The 21375-nt window shown below is 52.2% G+C and carries 17 protein-coding genes and 1 pseudogene; 16 read left to right on the forward strand and 2 right to left on the reverse strand.

Annotation, left to right across the window (positions count from 1 at the left end):
* Nucleotides 1-159: 159 nt before the first annotated feature.
* A complete protein-coding gene (gene xyl3A, locus E7745_RS13060) occupies nucleotides 160-2727 on the forward strand; it encodes a xylan 1,4-beta-xylosidase (RefSeq protein ID WP_123399034.1) in 2568 nt (855 codons plus the stop codon).
* Between the two features lie 148 nt (nucleotides 2728-2875).
* Here xyl3A and E7745_RS13065 read toward each other — a convergent pair whose 3' ends face one another.
* On the reverse strand, nucleotides 2876-3637 hold the full coding sequence (locus E7745_RS13065; RefSeq protein ID WP_123399035.1) for an exodeoxyribonuclease III: 762 nt from the start codon (nucleotides 3635-3637) through the stop codon (nucleotides 2876-2878).
* A 189-nt stretch (nucleotides 3638-3826) separates the two neighbouring features.
* Between E7745_RS13065 and E7745_RS13070 the strand changes: the two genes are divergently transcribed.
* The 7 genes from E7745_RS13070 to E7745_RS13100 all read left to right on the forward strand — a co-directional run bounded on the left by E7745_RS13070 (nucleotide 3827) and on the right by E7745_RS13100 (nucleotide 11890).
* Entirely contained in the window at nucleotides 3827-4486 is a 660-nt protein-coding gene (locus tag E7745_RS13070) for an ABC transporter ATP-binding protein (protein WP_107031356.1), read from the forward strand.
* Between the two features lie 27 nt (nucleotides 4487-4513).
* The gene (locus E7745_RS13075; protein WP_107031310.1) at nucleotides 4514-5746 is read left to right on the forward strand and encodes an ABC transporter permease; all 1233 of its coding nucleotides are present in this window, start codon (nucleotides 4514-4516) and stop codon (nucleotides 5744-5746) included.
* A 27-nt stretch (nucleotides 5747-5773) separates the two neighbouring features.
* Nucleotides 5774-7018, forward strand: a complete 1245-nt coding sequence (locus E7745_RS13080) for an ABC transporter permease (protein WP_107031309.1) — start codon at nucleotides 5774-5776, stop codon at nucleotides 7016-7018.
* 64 nt (nucleotides 7019-7082) lie between these two features.
* Entirely contained in the window at nucleotides 7083-8183 is a 1101-nt protein-coding gene (locus tag E7745_RS13085; protein ID WP_107031308.1) for an efflux RND transporter periplasmic adaptor subunit, read from the forward strand.
* 52 nt (nucleotides 8184-8235) lie between these two features.
* The gene (locus tag E7745_RS13090) at nucleotides 8236-9531 is read left to right on the forward strand and encodes a TolC family protein (protein ID WP_123399039.1); all 1296 of its coding nucleotides are present in this window, start codon (nucleotides 8236-8238) and stop codon (nucleotides 9529-9531) included.
* A 189-nt stretch (nucleotides 9532-9720) separates the two neighbouring features.
* The gene (locus E7745_RS13095) at nucleotides 9721-10422 is read left to right on the forward strand and encodes a Crp/Fnr family transcriptional regulator (RefSeq protein ID WP_123399041.1); all 702 of its coding nucleotides are present in this window, start codon (nucleotides 9721-9723) and stop codon (nucleotides 10420-10422) included.
* Nucleotides 10423-10516: 94 nt separating this feature from the next.
* A complete protein-coding gene (locus E7745_RS13100) occupies nucleotides 10517-11890 on the forward strand; it encodes a sodium-dependent transporter (protein WP_136409007.1) in 1374 nt (457 codons plus the stop codon).
* A gap of 28 nt (nucleotides 11891-11918) precedes the next feature.
* On the opposite strand, the gene E7745_RS13105 is transcribed toward E7745_RS13100, so the two are convergent.
* Entirely contained in the window at nucleotides 11919-12368 is a 450-nt protein-coding gene (locus tag E7745_RS13105; protein ID WP_136409008.1) for a PepSY-like domain-containing protein, read from the reverse strand.
* A gap of 206 nt (nucleotides 12369-12574) precedes the next feature.
* Between E7745_RS13105 and E7745_RS13110 the strand changes: the two genes are divergently transcribed.
* The 8 genes and pseudogenes from E7745_RS13110 to E7745_RS15280 form a co-directional block, all read left to right on the forward strand.
* On the forward strand, nucleotides 12575-13528 hold the full coding sequence (locus E7745_RS13110) for a glutaminase (RefSeq protein WP_123399045.1): 954 nt from the start codon (nucleotides 12575-12577) through the stop codon (nucleotides 13526-13528).
* Between the two features lie 262 nt (nucleotides 13529-13790).
* Nucleotides 13791-14651, forward strand: coding sequence for a hypothetical protein (locus E7745_RS13115; RefSeq protein WP_107031303.1), 861 nt, complete (start codon nucleotides 13791-13793; stop codon nucleotides 14649-14651).
* A 341-nt stretch (nucleotides 14652-14992) separates the two neighbouring features.
* Entirely contained in the window at nucleotides 14993-16309 is a 1317-nt protein-coding gene (locus tag E7745_RS13120) for a nucleotide sugar dehydrogenase (protein ID WP_123398507.1), read from the forward strand.
* A gap of 60 nt (nucleotides 16310-16369) precedes the next feature.
* The gene (locus E7745_RS13125) at nucleotides 16370-17725 is read left to right on the forward strand and encodes a lipopolysaccharide biosynthesis protein (RefSeq protein WP_240740319.1); all 1356 of its coding nucleotides are present in this window, start codon (nucleotides 16370-16372) and stop codon (nucleotides 17723-17725) included.
* A gap of 28 nt (nucleotides 17726-17753) precedes the next feature.
* Complete coding sequence (locus E7745_RS13130; RefSeq protein ID WP_123398508.1) at nucleotides 17754-18977, forward strand: EpsG family protein; 1224 nt, start codon at nucleotides 17754-17756, stop codon at nucleotides 18975-18977.
* An 83-nt stretch (nucleotides 18978-19060) separates the two neighbouring features.
* Complete coding sequence (locus tag E7745_RS13135; protein WP_136409009.1) at nucleotides 19061-19891, forward strand: glycosyltransferase family 2 protein; 831 nt, start codon at nucleotides 19061-19063, stop codon at nucleotides 19889-19891.
* The gene (locus E7745_RS13140; protein ID WP_124075581.1) at nucleotides 19888-20823 is read left to right on the forward strand and encodes a hypothetical protein; all 936 of its coding nucleotides are present in this window, start codon (nucleotides 19888-19890) and stop codon (nucleotides 20821-20823) included. Before E7745_RS13135 ends, E7745_RS13140 begins: the two co-directional genes overlap by 4 nt.
* 373 nt (nucleotides 20824-21196) lie before the next feature.
* Nucleotides 21197-21370: pseudogene (locus E7745_RS15280) on the forward strand (DapH/DapD/GlmU-related protein); the annotation flags it as partial.
* Nucleotides 21371-21375: the final 5 nt, after the last annotated feature.

Genomic DNA, 21375 nt, shown 5'->3' on the forward strand with positions numbered 1-21375 from the left:
GCCAGGGCATTTGGATTTAAGAAGTTTTAATCGTATCTTTGCATAAAACCAATCGGCTATGACAAAAGTCGATAGCCCGCGGGATATGGTTTTCTTTACAATAAGGCTTCCCAGGCTCCTGCATCGCCAATCCAATCAAATTAAACCATTCATAGATCCATGAAACTTACCCACGCGATAGTATCTGCCGCCTTGCTCGCCATGACAGCTCCGGCTGTAAGCGCCCAGATGCTACCCTATCAGAACCCGGCCCTCTCGTCGACCGAGCGTGCCGAGGATCTCTGTTCGAGACTCACTCTCGAAGAGAAAGTGAAACTCATGATGAACTCCTCACCGGCCATCGAGCGCCTCGGAATTCCCGCTTTCGACTGGTGGAGCGAGGCTCTACACGGTGTGGGCCGCAACGGCCTGGCCACAGTTTTCCCCTCTTGTATCGGCATGGCCGCTTCTTTTGACGATGACCTTATAGAAGAGGTGTTCACCGCCGTCAGTGACGAAGCCCGCGCCAAAAACACCCTCGCCCGCAAGCAAGGTAATGTCGGGAAATACAAATGCCTCTCCTTCTGGACCCCGAACATCAACGTGTTCCGTGACCCCCGCTGGGGACGCGGTCAGGAAACCTACGGCGAAGACCCATACATGAACGGCCGGATGGGCCTCAGAGTGGTTCGCGGACTCCAGGGTGACGGAAGCGACAAATACTGGAAACTCCACGCCTGCGCCAAGCACTATGCCGTGCACAGCGGACCTGAAAAGACCCGCCACCAGTTCGACATCAACACCCTCCCCGCCCGTGAACTGTGGGAAACCTATCTCCCCGCATTCAAGATGCTCGTGCAGGAAGGCAAGGTGCAGCAGGTCATGTGTGCCTACCAGCGTTTCGAAGGCGCTCCCTGCTGCGGATCTGACCGCTTGCTCAACTCCATACTTCGCTACAAATGGGGCTTCGACGGCCTCGTGGTCAGCGACTGCGGCGCCATCGGCGACTTCTACCGCGAAGGTCGCCACGAAGTATCGAAAGACGCTGCCGCCGCCTCGGCCCTGGGTGTGCTCAGCGGCACCGACGTGGAATGCGGAAGCGTCTACAAACGGCTCCCGCAGGCTGTGTCACGCGGAGACATAAAAGAGTCTGACATCGACGTCAGCGTAAAGCGTCTGCTCAAAGGCCGCTTCGAACTCGGTGACTTCGACCCAGACTCACTCGTCTCCTGGACCTCGATACCTCTGAGCGTGGTCAACTCAAAAGCCCACCGCGATCTCGCCCGCAAAATGGGACGCGAACAGATGGTGCTCCTGAAAAACAACGGCCTGCTGCCCCTATCGCCCAAGTCTGGCAAAATTATGGTCATGGGCCCCAATGCCGCTGACTCCACCATGCAGTGGGGCATCTACTACGGACAGCCCGGCCACACAGTGACCATCCTTGAGGCTCTGCGCGAACGCCTCGGCCAGGATCTGCCCTACGTGCGCGGATGTGCAGTCACTCAGATGACCGACCGCGAGAGCGTGTTCGGATCGATGACCAGCTCCAAAGGCCGCGGCATGGAGGCCACTTACTGGAACAACACCAGAATGGAAGGCACTCCAGCAGCTGAAACCGTCTATACCTCAGCCATACAGCTTGACAACGGAGGCAACACCGTGTTCGCCCCCGGAGTCAACCTCACCAACTTCACCACCCGCATCAAGGGAACCCTCGTGGCCGACCGCGACGAGACCCTCAACATGATCTACAACAACGATGACGGCCTCCGCATCATCATCAACGGCGACACCGTCCACAACCGCTGGAAAACCGATCCCCTCGGCTTCCGCGAACGTGAACTCCCGGTGAAGAAAGGCCAGAAATATGACATCGAGGTTGACTACATGCAGCTTGAAGACGATGCCACTCTCAATTTCGACATCATGCGTACACGCCAGGTGACAGCGGCTGATGCCGTAGCCCAGGCCAAGGATGCCGACGTGGTGATCTTCGCAGGCGGCATATCTCCCGCCTATGAAAGAGAAGAAGCCAAAGTGCGCGAACCGGGATTTGACGACGGTGACCGCACCTCGATCGAGCTCCCCGCTCCCCAGCGTGAAATCCTCAAGGCCCTCCACGAAGCAGGCAAGAAAATAGTGCTCGTCAACTGCAGCGGCAGCGCAGTGGCCCTCACTCCCGAAAACGAAACCTGCGATGCCATTCTTCAGGCATGGTATCCCGGCGAACAGGGCGGATATGCCGTGACCGATGTGCTCTTCGGCGACTACAATCCCTCCGGAAAGCTCCCAGTCACCTTCTACAGGGATGACTCACAGCTCCCGGCCTTCGACGACTATCTGATGGCAGGCCGCACCTACCGCTACATGCGGCAGGCTCCGCTCTACCCCTTCGGCTACGGCCTGAGCTACACCACTTTTGACATCTCGAAGCCGAAATACAAGAACGGCAAAGTGACCGTCAGCGTCAAAAACACCGGCAAGGTCAGCGGCACTGAAATAGTGCAGGTCTACATGCGCCGCCCCTCTGACACGGCAGGCCCCAACAAGACCCTCCGCGGCTATACCCGCGTGGATCTCGCTCCCGGCCAGAGCAAGACCGTGGAAATCGACTTCCCACGCGAACTGTTCGAGAACTGGGACGAGGCCGTTCAGGAAATGCGCGTCGTTCCCGGTGAATACGAACTGATGGTCGGCTCTTCAAGCGATGCCAAAGACCTCAAGACCATCAAGGTAAAAATCTGAACGGAAGCACACCGCAAATAAGAGGTTGTTGTTAAAAAACCTCTAAAAAGCATACCTGATAATAAAAGTCACCGTCAAGGACGAAAATTCCTCTGACGGTGACTTATTATTATTATTTAGATCGCGTTCCTCAAAATGTATGGCCGGATCAGGACTGATCGGTCAGATACAGTTCCACGGGACAATGGTCCGACCCCATGACATCGCCTCGGATATTGGCATCGGCCAGACGCGGAAGCAACCGCGAACTGATCAGGAAGTAGTCTATACGCCAGCCCACATTCTTCTCGCGGGCCCGTGCACGATAGCTCCACCATGTGTAGGCATCCTCAAGATCCGGATGGATAGCACGGAAGGTGTCGACAAAGCCGCAGTCGAGCAATTTTGAAAACTCGCCGCGCTCCTCGTCGGTAAATCCAGGGTTACGGCGGTTAGACTTGGGATTCTTCAGGTCGATCTCCTGGTGGGCCACATTCATGTCACCGCAGATGATCACCGGTTTCTGACTGTCAAGCCCGCGGACATAATTGCGGAATGCCTCCTCCCAGGCCATACGGTAGTCCAGACGGGCAAGCTCCGACTGCGAGTTGGGAGTGTAGACCGTCACCAGATAACAGTCGCCCATGTCAAGAGTGATCACACGCCCTTCGCGGTCATGCTCCTCCACACCGATGCCATAGCTGACCGACAGCGGGCGCTGACGGGTGAAGATGGCCGTCCCCGAATAGCCCTTGCGGTCGGCAAGATTCCAGTAGGAGTGATAGCCCTCGAATTCGAGCTCAAGCGCGCCGGGGCTGAGTTTGGTTTCCTGAATGCAAAAAAAATCTGCATCCATTGAGGCGAAAAGCTCGTCAAAGCCCTTGCCGCACACAGCTCGCAGGCCATTGACATTCCATGAAACAAATTTCATTTTTATCGTATTTTCAGTTGTTTACATAAATTTAACACTACAAAGATACGGATTTCAGAGCTTTTTCTGACGCAGGCTGTAACTATTTAGGTAATTTTGCGTCTAATTAGGAAAAAACATCTTAAAAACCGTCAGTGTTTCCTGCACACCTGACACCATGCCAATCGGTATAATTTTAATTCTGCTATGATTATCAGCCTGAAGGACATCAATAAATCTTATCCCGGAGTCGTGCCCCTGCATGTGCTCAAAGACATCAACCTCACCATTGACAAGGGAGAGCTTGTCTCAATCATGGGTGCGTCCGGTTCCGGAAAATCCACACTGCTGAACATACTCGGAATTCTTGACAATTATGATTCCGGAGAATACTGGCTCGACGGTGTCCTCATCAAGAATCTGAGCGAGAACAAGGCCGCCGACCTGCGCAACTATATGATCGGCTTCGTCTTCCAGTCATTCAACCTCATCAGCTACAAGAACGCTCTTGAAAACGTGGCTCTTCCGCTCTTCTACCGCGGAGTGTCGCGCCGGCAGCGCAACAGACTCGCTATGGAACAGCTCGAACGCATGGGAATGGCCGACCGCGCCACCCATCTGCCCAGCGAACTCTCAGGCGGACAGAAACAGCGTGTGGCCATTGCCCGCGCACTGATCACCAAACCCTCCATCATTCTCGCCGACGAACCCACAGGCGCTCTCGACTCAAAGACCTCGCGTGAGGTGATGCAGGTGTTCCGCGACCTCAACGCCGAAGGCATGACCATAGTTATAGTCACGCATGACCCCGGTGTCGGCGAACAGACAAACCGCATCATCCGCATTGCCGATGGCCGTATAGTCAGTTAAACTCAACAACCTTGTCTGACAACTCAAATGTTTGATCTCTTAAATGAAATATTAGCCACGCTGCGCAACAACAAACTGCGCACCGCGCTGACCGGCTTTGCCGTTTCGTGGGGCATCTTCCTGCTGATCGTGCTCCTGAGCGTGTCACGCGGACTGGTCAACGGCATGGACGCGATGTTCGGACAGCACGACACCGAGACAGTGTCAATCCGCGGCGGCTACGCCCAGAAAGCTTACAAAGGGCTGAAAGAAAACCGCCGTGTGCGCCTGCGCGACAAAGACATAGCAATAGTGGCCTCGCAGAACAGCAATGTCGCAGCCGAGGTAGTGGCAAGCGTCACAAACGACTCGGCTCAGATCTCCACCTCCAAAGACTATCTGACCGACGGCTACAAAGGGGTCTATCCGGCCGAAATACGCAACAGCGGCGTGACCATCGAGAAAGGCCGCTTCATAAACCAGAGCGACATCAACAGCAAACGGCGCGTGGTGGTGATCCACACGGAATCGGCCGAAACCCTCTTCGGCGACAAAGATCCCATAGGGCAGCAGGTCAAGATCTGCAACCTGTCATTCACAGTCGTAGGCACTTACAGGCAGGAATGGCGCCGCGACAACTTCATCCCCTACACCACCGCACGCTCCATGAGCGGAGGGTCGGACTACGTCAACAACATCACCGTCAAACTCAAAGATGTCAGGACGCTTGAAGAGAGCGAAAACGCCGAGAAAGGCTTCCGCTCAACCCTCGGCCGCCAGCACACCTTCGCTGACGATGACAGCGGAGCCCTCTGGATCTGGAACCGTTTCTCTGACTATCTGACCACCTCCTCGGCAATGGGAGTGCTTGGCATGGCTGTCTGGATAATCGGGCTGCTGACCATGCTCTCAGGCATAGTGGGCGTGAGCAACATCATGTTTGTCTCGGTGCGCGAACGCACCCATGAGATAGGCGTGCGCCGCGCCATCGGAGCCAAGCCACGCAGCATACTGCGGCAGATCATACTCGAAAGCGTGGCCATCACCACTCTTTTCGGTTATGTCGGCATAGTGTTCGGAGTGCTCGCCGCCCAGGGCATCGCCGCCCTCACGGCAGGAGACGGCGAAGGCGGACACCAGATACTCAAAGATCCCACTGTAGATCTTGCGATAGCCTTCCAGGTGACACTCGTGCTCATCATAGCCGGAGCGCTCGCAGGCCTCTTCCCGGCCATGAAATCATTGAAAATCAAACCGGTCGAAGCCCTCAGAGATGAATGACCATCAGCCAAAACGCCACTACGATAAATGAAAAATCCAATATTTGACATAGAAAACTGGCGCGAGATAGGCACAACCCTGGCTCAGAACAAGACGCGCACTTTCATGACCGCCTTCGGCATCTTCTGGGGAACGGCGATTCTCGCCATGCTCATAGGCGGTTCGAAAGGCCTCAAAAGCTTCATGAGCCGTAACTTCGAGGGCTTTGCCACGAACGTGGCCATCGTGTTTCCGGGCCGCACCACTGTTTCATACGGCGGCTTCAACAAAGGGATGGAAGTGCAGCTCAACCTGCAGGATGTCATCAACATCCGCCGCGCCATCCCTGAGATAGAAAACTCATCGGCTGTCAACAATCTCTGGGGCGAGGCTCTCTACGGGCAGAACCAGACCACCGCACAGCTGACCGGAGTGGAAAGCGGCTATGACAAAATCTTCGTGCCTAAGATCTACGAGGGCCGCTTCATCAACGAGGCCGACAACGCCCACAGCCGCAAAGTATGCGTGGTAGGCAAAAAGGCCGCCGACGAACTCTTCGGCTCCGAGTCAGGCATAGGAAAAGACATCTCGCTCAACGGCATATATTACAAGGTGGTAGGCATTGCCGGACAGACATCCGAAATACGCATGGGTGCCGAACTTGACGAGTCTGTCATCATCCCCTACAACTCGATGCGGGCCAACTACAATCTCGGTAACGATGTGGGCATGTTCATGATGACTCTGCGCAGCGGCTACTTGCCCGGCGACTATGAGAAAACCGTGCGCCGCCTGATTGCACGCAACCACCCGGTCGATCCGGCTGACAAAGGAGCTGTGTTCTTCATCGACGTCTCGGAGAAGTTCAAGATGGTCGACAATCTCTTCCTGGGCATCACGCTGCTTGCCCTCGTGGTAGGCGCCGGCACTCTGATGTCAGGCATCATCGGAGTAGGCAACATCATGTGGATAATAGTGCGGGAGCGCACCCATGAGATAGGCATACGCCGAGCGCTCGGCGCCAAGCCACGCGACATCATCACACAGATTCTCTCCGAGAGCATGGTGCTGACCACCGTGGCAGGCCTGGCAGGAATAGTCCTGGCCATCCTGCTGCTCGGAGGAGCCGAAATGGCCTTCTCCGATGACCGCGGCACCATAGCCTTTCAGCTCTCCTTCAGCCAGGCCGTGACCATCCTTGCCACCTTCCTCGTGCTCGGTACGGCCGCAGGTCTGATCCCGGCCATAAAAGCCATGAGGATCAAGCCGATCGAGGCGCTCAACGACAAATAACCCATCATGCCACACCGGAACAAACAACAGAAAATATAACCAACGTAACCCCATAAAAAACGCTATGAAGAAAATTTTGCGGATATTCATGTGGTGTCTGATCGCCGCTGTTTTCATCGGGACATTCGTCTATCTTTTCATGAAATCCCGCCCGGAAAAAGAAAAATATGAACTCGTCAGCCCCTCGACCGGCGAGATCGAGCGCAGCACTGTGCTGACAGGCAAGATAGAACCGCGCGACGAGATCGAGATCAAGCCTCAGGTATCGGGCATCATCTCGGAGATCAACGTAGAGGAAGGCGACATGGTGCAGGTCGGTGATGTCATAGCCCACATCAAGGTTGTGCCTGACGAAGGCCAGCTATCCTCGGCCCTGTCACGGATAGCGACCGCCAAAATCAGCCTTGATGACGCGCGCGTCAAGCATGAGCGCAACCAGCTGCTCTATGACAAGAAAGTGATCAGCCGCGAAGAGTTCGAAACCACCGCCACCGCACTCGCCCAGGCCAAGGCCGAACTGAATGCGGCTGAAGACGCCTACTCGATTGTCAAGGAAGGTGTGTCGAAAACCAATGCCAAGGAGAGCAACACCCTTGTGCGCGCCACCATCACCGGCCTTGTGCTCGATGTGCCCGTCAAAGTGGGCAGCTCGGTAATCCAGGCCAACACGATGAACGACGGCACCACCGTGGCCACCGTTGCCGACATGAACAATCTCATATTCGAAGGCAAGGTTGACGAGACCGAGGTCGGACTCCTCTCCGTGGGCCAGCCCATGAGCATCTCGATCGGCGCCCTCCCCGATCTGAAACTCGATGCCGTCATCGAACTCATAGCCCCCAAAGGCACCGAGACCAACGGAGCGAACACCTTTGAGATCAAGGCGGCCATCAAAGTGCCCTCAGGCGACACCCTGCGCGCAGGCTACAGCGCCAACGCCACCGTGAGCCTCAGCAAGGTCTCCGATGTGCTTACCATTCCGGAAAGCGTCATCGAGTGGGAAGGCGACAGCACTTTCGTCTATGTACTCACCGACAGCCTGCCCGAACAGAAATTCGAGCGCAAGGCCATCAGAACCGGCACCTCTGACGGCATCAACATCCATGTGACCGACGGTATCGAAAAGACTCAGCTGCTGCGCGGCGGCGCGGTCAAGAAAAACTGACAGACAGCCACCATTTCGCTAACACACAAGAGGTTATTTAAAAAGAATACAGATGAAACGCTTATCATTACCGCTGCTGCTGTGCTCGATGGCCATCGCTTCCGCCTCGGCCGAGACCTGGAGCCTCGACAGCTGCATCAGCTACGCACTCGAACATAACCTGCGGATAAAGTCGGCCGAGATCGAACGCATCCAGGGCGAATATTCCGTAACCGAGGCCAAAGACGCTTTCCTCCCCACTCTGAATGCCTCTGCCTCGCAGAATTGGGACTTCGGGCGCGGCCTGACCTCGTCAAACACTTATGCCAACCGCAACACCTCCATGTTTTCATGGGGCGCGCAGATGTCACTGCCCGTTTTCCAGGGGCTCAGAAACATACGCCAGCTGCGCTATTCCAAATCCTCTCTGACAGCGCTTGAGATGCAGGCCGAAGCCGCTCGCGACGAGGTGCGCCTCAGCGTCATCACCGATTACCTGCAGGTGCTCTACAACAAGGAACTCCTTGAAGTGAGCCGCGAGCAACTGCGCCTGAGCCAGGTGCAGCTCGAACGCCAGAAAGCGTTGCTCGAAGGAGGCAAAGTGCCTGAGGTCGACGTGATCCAGGCCCGGTCAAAGGTGGCGCAGAGCGAGGTCCAGGTGGTCAATTCAGAGAACGAATATCAGACCTCGCTTATAAATCTGGCCAAAGACCTTGAACTTGATGATATCAGCGGCTTTGAAGTGACGCCGATCGACGAGAACAGTCCGGCCATTGCAAGCGCCGACGAAGTCTATGCCAATGCCCTGGCCAACTATCCGGCTCTACGGGCCTCACGGCAGAATATCAAAGCGGCTGACGATGCCATATCAGTGGCCCGAAGCGGCTATCTCCCGCGTCTGAATTTCAACGCCGGGCTCGGCAGCAGCTACTACACCGTGTCAGGCCAGCAGGGAGAATCATTCTCAGCCCAGATGAAAGACAACTTTTCCAAGCAGCTCGGCTTCTCGCTCTCGGTGCCGATCTTCGACGCACTCTCGACCCGCAACAACGTGCGCCAGGCCAAAGTGCGCAAACTCAGTGCCCAGATCAACCTCGCACAGCAGGAAAGCGAACTCCACAAGAGCATCCGGCTCGCCTATCATCAGGCAGTCGGAGCCGAAAAGAAGTTCGAGGCCGGGAAAATAGCAGTCGAGGCCGCCAAGGCATCTCTCGACGCCATGACCGAAAAATATACCTACGGAAAAGCCAATGCCACCGAGTGGGAACAGACACAGTCGGACTATATAACCGCCCTGGCCCAACAGGTACAGGCCAAATATGAGCTGATTCTGCGCAACCGTGTGCTGCAGTTCTACAACCGCAAGTAGCACTACCCCATACAATCGTCAATAAAAAACTGTTTCAACAGCAGATTTCCACAATTTATATGAAGGCAAAGGCTCATCAATAGGCCTCTGCCTTCATATTTGTAATTTTTAACATCTCTTTGAGGATGCGGGCCACTACAAATTGCTAATTTTGCGTGTTATATAACATAGTTGCTCGACACTCTACTCATGGTCAAAAGTACAATTGAAAAAATTCTGACGGAAGAACTTGCTGAAATCTGGGCGCTTCTCACCAACGAGGAAAAGCGCAAACTGATTGATAATTTCACCATCCACCACTACAAAAAGAACCAGATCATCTATGCAGAAAAGGAGGACCCAGAATATCTCTGGGCCCTTATTGACGGCAAGGTGAAGAAATACAAGGACGGTGTAGGCGGCAGAGTCCAGATTCTCCGGCTTGTCAATCCCGGCCAGTATTTCGGCTACAGGGCTTTCTTTGCCGGCGAGCCATACGTGTCAAGCGCCGCGACAATCGAGCCTTCGACTTTAGGCACTCTGCCCATGAGCCTTGTAGAGGAGATGATCAGCAAAAACAACCGGCTTGCCATGTTTTTCATCCATGAGCTGTCACGCAACCTCGGCAATTCAGACACTAAAATCGTCAATCTCACCCAGAAGCATATCCGCGGACGCCTTGCCGAAGCCCTGATAGTGCTGCTTGACACCTACGGCTATGAGGAGGATAACAACATGACTCTGAAGATCTATATGGCCCGTGAGGACCTTGCGAATCTCTCGAACATGACCACCTCGAACGCCATCCGCACACTGTCGAACTTCGTCACGGAAAAAATAATCGTGGTAGACGGCCGCAAGATCAAGATACTTAACGAACCGATGCTCCGCAAGATCTCCAAATTCGGATGACACAGCGACTTGGCCGGGAGGGTCAGAGGATAATGGAGTTTGTTTGAAAACAGCTTCTGAAACACACTAAAACACACAATCTATATAATTGCAAATGTCACAGAAAACTACTTTCGCATCAAAAATCGGGCTGATCGCCGCTACTGTAGGCTCTGCGGTCGGACTCGGCAACGTGTGGCGCTTTCCGGCCGAAACCCAGGCCAACGGAGGCGCGGCTTTCCTGCTCATCTATATGGCCTGCGTCTTTCTGCTCGGAATTCCGGTGATGACAGCCGAATTTTCGCTCGGACGCGGTGGAGCCTCTGACGCCACGGGAGTTTTCCGCAACGTCACTCCCGGCAAGAAGGGCTGGTGGCTTGTAGGCGCGCTTGCCATTCTCGCATCGTATCTGATATTGTCATTCTACATGGTCGTGTCCGGCTGGACGCTTGAATATCTTGTGCAGTCCGTCACCGGCCATCTCTATTCTTCGGCATCGCCGGCTGTCGGACCTGATGATGCGGAAAGACTTTTCAGTGACAAGATGGCCCAATATATCACCGGGACTTATCGCCCGCTTGTGATGACCTACATCATGCTTGCCACCAACCTTTTTGTGCTGCTGAAGGGTGTGCAGAAAGGAATCGAGAAGATGTCGAATATCATGATGCCGCTGCTGTTTGTGCTGCTGGTGGTGTTCTGTGCGGTCTCGCTGTCACTGCCAAAGGCTGCCGAGGGAGTGGAATTTTTCCTGGAGCCTGATTTCTCGGCAATCTCGGCCGGGACTGTGGTCAACGCTCTGGGCCAGGCCTTCTTTTCGCTCAGTCTTGCAATGGGTATCCTCGTGACATATTCGAGCTATTATCCTAAAGACACAAAGCTCACCCGCACGGCTGTCACCGTCTCGCTTCTGGATCTTGGAGTGGCTATTCTGATGGGGCTCATAATTTTCCCTGCGGTGATGACATTCGGACTTGCCGATCACAATCTGGCCGGTTCGGCGCTGGTGTTCATCACGCTGCCTGAAATTTTTGCCCAGATGGGGAGCACCCAGGTCTGGTCGGCGCTCTTCTTCCTGCTTCTGTCGGTGGGTGCTTTCACATCGACCATATCGCTGGCCGAAGTCTCGGTAGCATTTCTGGAATGCCGTTTCAGTTTCAGCAGGACAAAGGCTGTGCTGACTGTGATTCTGCCGCTTTTTGTTCTCAGCTCAATCTGCTCTCTTTCTGTCGGGCCGTGGAGCGGCTATACCATATGCGGCATGACCATATTCGATTTTCTCGACACGGTGGCAACAAACATCATGCTTCCGGTGGGCGGCATTCTGATGTGCATCTACATGGGATGGGTGGCTCCGCGTTCGTTCTTCCACAACGAGATGACAAACGGCGGCACGCTGAAATCACACATTTTCGGCATTGTGGCCTTCATTGTGAAATGGGTGGCTCCGCTGCTGATAGCGACAGTGCTGGTCAGCCAGTTCATCTGACCGGTCAGAATTGCGAGGGGCGGGAATATCATGAGTCTACGGTCTTGCCGTCGGGATAGGTGACTTTTCCGGTGGCGATGTCATAGGTGATGACTGTATTTTCCATAGTCAGTTTATAGAAATGCGCATCGCGGCTCATGCGATAGACGGAGTTCTGCAGCTCTACACTCTGAAGATAGTTGAACAGAGCCGGCGGGAGCTGATTGTAGACAAGGACTTCAGGCAGGCGGACACCGTTGCCGTCAATCGAAGTCCAGGAATAGTCGCTGTCAAATGACAGAGTGGCTCCGTTGGTGATTTTTACCTGATAGCCGTTGTCGGTCTGATTGTAAGAACTGAGCCCGCTTCCGGGATAATACTGTTCGACAAAGGATGTTATCGGGGATGGAACTTCGTCCCAGACATTGGATGAACAGGCTCCAAGAACAATGATGCCGACAACTATCGGCAGGAAGAGGAATTTTTCAAGGCGGCTCATAAGCAGTAGAAGATTTGTAGATGAAGATTTTTATACAGATTAAACATAATTTTGCCTTAAATTGTTGAACATCACTCCATAATTAACACATTACGCCGGTCATGATTTCAAAAATCCGCTAAAATTGGATAAGTTTCCGTAAAAGCGCCCAACATACGCCGGCGGCCAGAGGTTATAATGACAGAAAATTTTAACCTCAACTCATTATGGAAAGAATCATAAAACTCGCTGACCTGAAGTCTGCGGTACAAAAAGCTTATGACAGTCACAAAAACGATACATGCGGCACTCCTGATCCGAAAACCGCAGACATGAACGAAGGCTTGTTCGGCATTTCGGTGCGGCTGACTGACGGCTCTAAGTTTGACATCGGCCACACTCAGGCTCAGTTTGCAATGGGGGCCATCAGCCGTCTTCCGATAGCTGTGCAACTGCTTACCCAGATGAAGCCTGAAGAGCTTGTAGGGAAAATGGGGCTCGGAAAGAATGGCTGCAAATGCGGATGCCAGTCTCAGCCTGACAAACAGGGAGAGAAACCGCTGAAAGGGCTCCACGCCAAGGGTGTGCGGGCTGTGAGCCTTGTTGAACCTACGGGCGATTTCGACGGCAAGATGGAGATTCTTTCCGATATAATGGTCTCGCTGATGGGATCGTCGCCCGTGCTTGATGACCGGCTCTACAAAGCCTCAATGGCCGAGAATGCCGGGGCCGATAAGGTCAATGCTTTTGCTGATGCGGGCTATGAACTGTATGATGCCGCTGATATTTCGATTGACCTCTACACGCGCCTGCGCTCGATGCTCGTGACCACCGAACAACTTGCCCAGATGGGTGCTACAATCGCTGCCGACGGAGTCAATCCGGCTACTAAGGAGATTGCTTTCGACGGCAGTCTTTCGGCCTCACTTTGCGCCATGATGGCGGCCAAGGGTCCGAAGCATATGGGCAAACCGTGGCTGATCATCACCGGTGTGCCTGCAATGTCGGGCTTCGGAGGCGGTTTTGTGACTGTCATTCCGGGCTTCGGCTCAATCGCAGCGTTTTCGCCCGGACTCAACGAGGCCGGAGTTCCCGCCAAAGCGGCCAAGGCAGTGAAAGAGATACTGACTGAACTTCAGCTCAACGTCTTCGGCAGCGCCAGAGTCAAGGTGGAAGTCTGAGTTTTTTAGAATCCTCATATCTGACCGAAGGGTATAATAAGCCCCTACAAGCGCCATCGGTGCGGGAGCCGTCTGTGTTACGGCAACCGGGACCGGTGGCGTTTTTGTCGGAATACGGCTCCGGGCACGATGGGGTCCGGCTTTTTCTCACCGTTGTCCAATCCGATGAAAATGGCTACCTTTGCAGTAAGCTGAGACGAACAGCGTGCAATTAGAGGTCGTTGTTTTTAAACGACCTCTCAAATTCAATTCATAAGTCTTCATGAAACTGACAGAAAAATTGAGTGTTTTCGGAGCGAGGCTCGGAACGAGTGTGAAGAGTCTGGCCAAAGTGGCGCTTCTGGGGCGCAGGCCCGGTGTGAAGCCCTCGCCGATGGCCGCGGATGGGAAGCCTCTGATTATTCTCGGCAACGGGCCGTCGCTCAGGGCTCTGATCGACTCCAGGGGAGAGCAGCTGTGCAGGGCTACGACGATGGCTCTGAATTTCGCGGCCAACGCCGAGGAGTTTCCGATGCTGCGGCCTGATTTCTATCTTCTGGCAGATCCGCATTTCTTTGAGGGACGCGAGTCGGATCCGAATGTCAGAAAAATGTTTGAGCGCTTCAACAGCCTTGTGGACTGGCCGATGACGCTCTACATTCCGACCTCGCAGAAAGCGTCGGGGCTGAAGATCACTAACCGGAATATCAGCATCGAACGGTTCAATTTCATAGGGGCTGAGGGGTTCGGATGGCTTGAACGGTGGCTCTACGGGACCGGGCTGGCTATGCCGCGTCCGCGCAATGTGCTGGTGCCGGCGCTGATGACCGCGATGCTCGCCGGATTCCGCACCATCTATCTGACGGGGGCTGACCACGGCTGGCTGTCGACTCTTGGCGTGACCGAGGAGAACACAGTGGTGAACTTTCAGCCCCATTTCTATAAGGATAATGACGAGGAGCATTCGAGGGTGGCGAGCGTGTACAGCAACGTGAGGCTCCACGATGTGCTGCTGAGTTTCTATCTTGCCTTCAGGTCGTATCACCGGGTGGAAGCTTATGCAAAAGCCTGCGGAATCACAGTTGTCAATTCCACTCCGGGGTCTTTCATCGATGCCTTTGACCGTGGTCCCCTGCCTTTTTAAACGGCGGGGATATGAACAATCGGCAGACCGCAGATGTTAGTATGACATTGTAACCATTTCCTTAAAAGTTGCTAATTTAAATGTTAATTATTAATTTTGCGGTACTATACTATCTTCTCACTTTCCGAGGCCGCGTCAGCACAGGCCTCTGCTAATAATTGTTCTAACCCGACGGTGCGGTCTACACTTGGCCTATATCACGCATCTGCCTCATGCTGAGGGCCTGTGGCCTTACTGCATTACATTCTGGTGCCTGACCGGCTCCACTCATTTTTCATGGCGCGAGCTAAAAAAACGCTCAGGCCTCTCACGTTTTCGCATATCACATTATACAGTCACAAATGAAACAATATGACATAGCTGTAGCCGGGACAGGCTACGTAGGACTCAGCATAGCGACTCTTCTCGCTCAGCACAACCACGTCACCGCCGTTGACGTGATCCCCGAAAAAGTCGAGGCCATCAACCGGCGCAAGTCTCCGATCCAGGATGAGTATATCGAGAAATATCTTGCCGAAAAGGATCTTGACCTGCGGGCCACGCTTGACGGCGCCGAGGCTTACCGCGGGGCAGATTTCATTGTGATAGCCGCTCCGACCAACTATGATCCGGTGAAGAATTATTTCGACACGTCGCACGTGGAAGAGGTCATCGATCTGGTGCTTGAAGTAAATCCGGATGCGGTGATGGTCATAAAGTCGACCATCCCGGTGGGCTACTGCCGCTCGCTCTATATGAAGTATGCCGCCAAGGGTGTAAAGCAGTTCAATCTGCTCTTCTCGCCGGAATTTCTGCGCGAGAGCAAGGCGCTCTATGACAATCTCTATCCCTCGCGCATCATTGTAGGCACTCCAAAGATCATTGCCGACGAACGGTTCAGCGAGGAAAACGAGGCTATTCTGTCGGTGACAGACATTGCGCGTCTCGATGAGGCCGCCCGGACTTTCGCTTCGCTTCTGCAGCAGGGAGCCATCAAGGAGGAGATCCCCACCCTGTTCATGGGCATGAAGGAGGCTGAGGCGGTGAAGCTGTTTGCCAACACTTATCTCGCGCTCCGCGTTAGCTATTTCAACGAGCTTGACACCTATGCCGAGGTCAAGGGTCTCGACTCGCAGGCCATCATCGAGGGTATCGGACTTGATCCGCGCATCGGTACACACTACAACAATCCGTCGTTCGGCTATGGCGGCTACTGCCTGCCGAAGGACACGAAGCAGCTTCTGGCCAACTATGCCGATGTGCCTCAGAACATGATGTCGGCAATCGTTGAGAGCAACCGCACCCGCAAGGATTTCATAGCCGACCAGGTGCTTAAGAAGGCCGGATATTATGACTACAGTTCCCAGAACGCCTATTCGACAGTAGCTGAGACGGAGTGTGTGATCGGGGTCTACCGCCTGACCATGAAGTCGAATTCCGACAATTTCCGCCAGTCGTCGATCCAGGGTGTGATGAAGCGCATCAAGGCCAAGGGCGCAACGGTGATCATCTATGAGCCTACGCTTGAGAACGGGACAACGTTTTTCGGCTCGCGGGTTGTCAATGATCTGGAAGAGTTCAAGCGCCTTTCGCATGCCATCCTTGCCAACCGCACTTCCGCCGACCTTAAGGATGTCAGCTACAAAGTCTACACCAGAGATCTCTTCAGCCGCGACTGAGAGAGGCAATGCGGTTCATTTTAATCCACTGGCAAAACCCGTCAACCACAGAATCGGCTCATGAATCTTGGATCACTCAGGATGTTCTTCAAAAAAGGAGACCAACGCACGATATTATTAAAGAAAAATATACTGGCATCGGTTGTCCTTAAAGGAATCAGTATGCTGATTTCTTTGTTCATAGTCCCTATAACCATCAATTACGTAAACCCGGTCCAATATGGCATCTGGCTGACTCTGAGTTCGCTCATGGCCTGGTTCTATTTCTTTGACATCGGCCTGACCAACGGCTTCAGAAACCGCTTTACGACTCTGAAAGCATGTGGGAAACTGAAGATGGCCCGCGTGTATGTGTCGACCACGTATGCGGCGCTGTTCATTTCGTTTGTGGTTTTCATGTCGGTAATGATCCCTGTCAGCTTCATAGTTGACTGGAGTTCTGTGCTGAAAGTAGATCAGTCATACTGCGAGGAACTGAGAATGACATTTGCGGTTCTTCTGGGATTTTTCGGTCTGAATATAGTTTTTCAGACATTCTCGACCATGCTTATAGCCGACCAGCGGTCAGCCTTTTCGTCAGGCATACAGGTGTTGGGCCAGGGTCTTGCGTTACTGGTGATCTTCATTCTGACCAAGACTGTCAAATCAGGTTCCATAACCTCACTTGCATTCATTTTTTCCGGCATCCCGTTTGTCACGCTGGTGCTCTGCTCAATCATATTCTTCAATACCCGCTACCGCCAGTTTCGCCCGAATTTCGGCTACATACGGCTCAAATATGTGAAAGATATCCTTGGGATCGGAGGAAAATTTTTCATTATCACGACTTCCATGTTGTTTATCTATCAGATAATCAACATTATCATCTCTCGCAATTTAGGACCTGAAGTCGTGACTCAGTACAATATATCGCATAGATATTTCAGCATACTGACTATGGTTTCAAGCCTTGTGATAGGGAATGTCTGGTCTGCTTTCACGGATGCCTATGCACAGAAAAATTTTGAATGGATGCGCAGAATAGCTTCTATCCTGCAGAAAGCACTTCTGGCCGGAATACCAGTAACGGTCATAATGTACTTTCTGGCAACCCCGTTTATCAACCTATGGATTGACAAGAAAGTAATTGTTCCGGCAGAAATCAATATCAGCGAAGCCATCTATATCTTTTCAAATTTCTGCGGAAGCATCTACATGTATATGATAAACGGTATCGGCAAGATCCATATTCAGCTTGTCATATATCTGACATTTGCCATTATCGCATATCCATGTATGTCATGGCTATGCCGCCTTTATGGAGTCCCAGGAGTATTACTGATACCTGCATCGGTATATTTTATCCAAGCTATATCAGGACATATACAGATCAATAAAATTCTCAATAACACGGCCACAGGCTATTGGGACAAATGATATCTCATATCCAAGTTTTTTGCTTTTTATGACAGCGACAAAAACTTATACACAAAGCCAGTACACGATACTGTACGTTTTTATTTCCTGCCTTTTCCTCATCCAGCCGGTCGGGGCATTGGCGGTGCTGCTACTGGTCTGCTATGCCTCCCCGTCAATGGGCCAGAGAATATGGCACAGAAACATTATTTTCCTGATCATTTTCTCCATCCTGCTGCTCGCCATCATCAACTCGTCAAAGGTCAATGACAACGACTTATTCTATTATGTCCGGTGGTTCAAACGAAGTGGCAATACCGACCTGTTGTCATATCTATCCGGTCAGAAAAAAAAGAGCGAGGCCGCTTATGCCACATATGTCTGGTGTGTCAATCATTTCATAAGCAGCAAGGAGGAGATATATAAATTTTTAACAACCGTAATACAATATATTTTTCTCAATCTGGCCACATTAAAGTTCTGCCAGAAAACCACAGTCAACAAAGGTGTGGTCATGGCTGCGGTAATGCTGACTTGCTTTAATCCATATGTTTTTTCACTTTCAATCCAGTTGCTGCGCCAGAGTTTAGCAATCAGCATCTTCATATATGTCATGGTGGAACGGTGTCTGTATCAGAAAACACACTGGATATTGCTGATACTCTGCCCTACCATCCACACTATGACGCTGCTTCCGGTGATACTGCTTTTTATCCCGATTCTTGACAAACCGATCAAAAAGAACATTACAGTCTATTCAATCGTTCTTCTGATCATAGGGAGCATCCGTCTGATAAGCGGCTACCTGCTTTCACTGTCAATATTCAGCGACTCTACAGCATCATATGCCCTGCAACGTGCGAGTGCCACCAAAGTATTCGATCTCGGCGAAGCGTCTCCGGCAGCCATACTGCTTGCTGTGACCATATTGGTGACATCCTTTTATTGCAGTCAGATGCAGACCCGAAACGCGACCGACAATACATCGAACGGGCTAAGACACCTGTTCAATATTCCTGCAATAATCGCTGTATTTGTCCTGCTGAATGTAAATCTCAGTGAGATATTCGCCCGCTTTCTGATGCTGCTCTATCCGTTTATATCGCTGATTTTCGCAGCTCTGTTCAGAACTTCCAAAATCAGCCGCCTGATGTTTTTATTCGGATCTATCATGATCCTTGCAATATTTATCTATCTGACACTGCATAGTGTCTGGTCATATACCAATTTAGATAATCTGCTGAAATCAGGATTGCTATATCTGGTTGTCTGACACAATAATTTTTATATCGTCAATTCAAAATATTTTCTGCCAAGAAATATCAAGGAAATATATAAGCTGTATAACAGATGATCATGAACAAGCGAATTGCAGTTCTTCTTACAGTGTTCAACCGAAGAGAGACGACTCTTGCCTGTCTGGAGTCGCTGTTTTCGGGCAGTGTTCCCGAAGGATATTCCATCGAGGTCTATCTGACCGATGACGGATGTACGGACGGAACCGCCGATGCTGTCAGAGAAAGATTTCCGGATGTGAGAATCGTTGCAGGTGACGGTTCTCTCTACTGGAACCGCGGTATGATCGCCGCATGGAATGAGGCGGCAAAATCTGATCCGGAGTTCTATCTATGGCTCAATGATGACACGACGCTTCTCTCTGATGCTATCGAGAATCTGATCCGGACAGCAGAAAAGAACCCCGGCTGTATCATTGTCGGCACCTGCCATGCCTCCGACAATCCGGATCGGATCACATATGGAGGACGTGACACCGACATGAGACTGATTGATCCGACGGACAACGGAAAGACCAGCCGGTGCAGGACGTTTAACGGAAACATCGTCTTGGTTCCCGCAGAGATCTATCGGAAACTTGGCACTCTTGACCCGGTCTTCCGCCATAGTCTCGGTGATTTCGATTATGGTCTCCGGGCATCGGAATCGGGCATAAACATCGTGGTAGCTCCAGGCTTTTCGGGGATCTGTGACACTCATCCTAATATTGCGAAGTGGGCTGACAGTTCAAAGCCGTTTTCCGAACGCTGGCGTCATTTCATGTCACCGACAGGAGCGAATCCATTTGAGTTTTTCAGATTCCGCAGGCGCCACTCCGGATTGCTTCCGGCCTGCATGACGTTCTGTTCAAATTTCATTCATGTCTTATTTCCATCCATATGGCAAAAATGAGCAATCAAACACCACATAAGACTCCGATCCTTTTTCTGATTTTTGACAGAAAAGATGTAACGGCAGAAGCATTCAAGGCCATCAGAGAATATCAGCCTGAAAGATTGTTTATCGCCGCTGACGGTCCGCGCCCACACAAAGAGGGTGAGGCCGGACGCTGTGAGCAGACCCGCAAGGCCGTACTGGATATGATAGACTGGGAATGCGAGGTAAACACATTGTTCCGGACAGAAAATCTCGGCTGTGCCGGGGCTGTAAGTTCGGCTATCGACTGGTTTTTCAAAAACGTGGAATGGGGTGCCATCATCGAGGATGATGTAATTGTGTCACCTGATTTCTATCGGATGTGTGAGGAGGTCATGCCTCTCTATGCCAATGATGACCGCGTCATGATGGTCACAGCTCAGTGCTATGCACCCAAAGAGAGTTATATCGCCGACGAATACACCTTCTCTAATTCGGTCCTCATATGGGGATGGGCCACTTGGCGCCGCGCATGGGCCAGAATGGATATGTCAATGTCAAAATGGCCTTCGACCGGGATTTCAGATGTCATAAAAGCCTACGGCCTGTTCGAAGGGCTTATGAGGACCTACTACTGGTCGTCTGACCACAGGCATATCGCAAACGGCGACCGCGTCAATTCATGGTACACCCGATGGGCATTTTCAATCATGTCCAACAGAGGACTGTGTCTGGTGCCACGCACAAATCTGTCAAAAAACATAGGCTGTTCAGGAGTTGGAGGCGCTCACTATGAAAGCTCCGACATTGATCCTTATGCCCATCTTCAGATCGAGCCGATGAAGTGGCCTCTTAAAGCTCCGGCAAAAGTAGCTGTAGACCGACAGATGCAAAAATTTGAACGGAAAGACTTTTTCCGTATCCGCATGATCGGATTGAGGAAAAAACTGAAAAAACTTTTTTCATGACACTGCCAAAAACTCTCTTATGAAAAATAATATCAGCAACAACAAGCCTGTCGGACGTTCAAACTTTGTCTATAAGCTCCGAAGCATTGCCAATTGGGCCAGAAGTTTTGTCCGCTTCCGCATAAGACAACGGTGGATAAAGACATCCGGCATGACTCGTATACACAGTACAGTCCATCTCAACGCTCCTCACCGGATTCTGACGTTCGGACATCATGTGCAACTGGGTCCACACTGCCATGTGTCGGCTGATGCACATTTCGGCAATTATGTGTTATGTGCCGCTCATGTCTCGTTCATCGGACGCAACGAGCATTCCTATAATATAGCAGGAACGCCCGTGTGGGAGTCTCCGAGAGGGACAGATGCACCGACCGAAATAGGCAACGACGTATGGATCGGACATGGCGCCATAATAATGGGTGGCGTAAAAATCGGAAACGGAGCGATCATTGCGGCTGGTTCGGTTGTTACTAAAGACGTAGCCCCTCTGACAATTGTCGGTGGTAATCCGGCTAAAGTCATAAAAAAGAGATTCAATACGGAAGAAGA

Origin of the sequence: Duncaniella sp. C9, from assembly GCF_004803935.1 — a bacterium.
Taxonomy (GTDB): Bacteria; Bacteroidota; Bacteroidia; order Bacteroidales; family Muribaculaceae; genus Duncaniella; species Duncaniella muris.

What these genes read in the sequence shown, in the direction of transcription:
- E7745_RS13085 (WP_107031308.1), top strand. Translation starts at nt 7,083, where the DNA reads ATGAAGAAAATTTTGCGGATATTCATGTGGTGTCTGATCGCCGCTGTT.
- E7745_RS13080 (WP_107031309.1), top strand. Translation starts at nt 5,774, where the DNA reads ATGAAAAATCCAATATTTGACATAGAAAACTGGCGCGAGATAGGCACA.
- E7745_RS13125 (WP_240740319.1), top strand. Translation starts at nt 16,370, where the DNA reads ATGAATCTTGGATCACTCAGGATGTTCTTCAAAAAAGGAGACCAACGC.
- E7745_RS13090 (WP_123399039.1), top strand. Translation starts at nt 8,236, where the DNA reads ATGAAACGCTTATCATTACCGCTGCTGCTGTGCTCGATGGCCATCGCT.
- E7745_RS13065 (WP_123399035.1), bottom strand. Translation starts at nt 3,637, where the DNA reads ATGAAATTTGTTTCATGGAATGTCAATGGCCTGCGAGCTGTGTGCGGC.
- E7745_RS13140 (WP_124075581.1), top strand. Translation starts at nt 19,888, where the DNA reads ATGAGCAATCAAACACCACATAAGACTCCGATCCTTTTTCTGATTTTT.
- E7745_RS13095 (WP_123399041.1), top strand. Translation starts at nt 9,721, where the DNA reads ATGGTCAAAAGTACAATTGAAAAAATTCTGACGGAAGAACTTGCTGAA.
- E7745_RS13110 (WP_123399045.1), top strand. Translation starts at nt 12,575, where the DNA reads ATGGAAAGAATCATAAAACTCGCTGACCTGAAGTCTGCGGTACAAAAA.
- xyl3A (WP_123399034.1), top strand. Translation starts at nt 160, where the DNA reads ATGAAACTTACCCACGCGATAGTATCTGCCGCCTTGCTCGCCATGACA.
- E7745_RS13075 (WP_107031310.1), top strand. Translation starts at nt 4,514, where the DNA reads ATGTTTGATCTCTTAAATGAAATATTAGCCACGCTGCGCAACAACAAA.
- E7745_RS13130 (WP_123398508.1), top strand. Translation starts at nt 17,754, where the DNA reads ATGACAGCGACAAAAACTTATACACAAAGCCAGTACACGATACTGTAC.
- E7745_RS13100 (WP_136409007.1), top strand. Translation starts at nt 10,517, where the DNA reads ATGTCACAGAAAACTACTTTCGCATCAAAAATCGGGCTGATCGCCGCT.
- E7745_RS13135 (WP_136409009.1), top strand. Translation starts at nt 19,061, where the DNA reads ATGAACAAGCGAATTGCAGTTCTTCTTACAGTGTTCAACCGAAGAGAG.
- E7745_RS13105 (WP_136409008.1), bottom strand. Translation starts at nt 12,368, where the DNA reads ATGAGCCGCCTTGAAAAATTCCTCTTCCTGCCGATAGTTGTCGGCATC.
- E7745_RS13115 (WP_107031303.1), top strand. Translation starts at nt 13,791, where the DNA reads ATGAAACTGACAGAAAAATTGAGTGTTTTCGGAGCGAGGCTCGGAACG.
- E7745_RS13120 (WP_123398507.1), top strand. Translation starts at nt 14,993, where the DNA reads ATGAAACAATATGACATAGCTGTAGCCGGGACAGGCTACGTAGGACTC.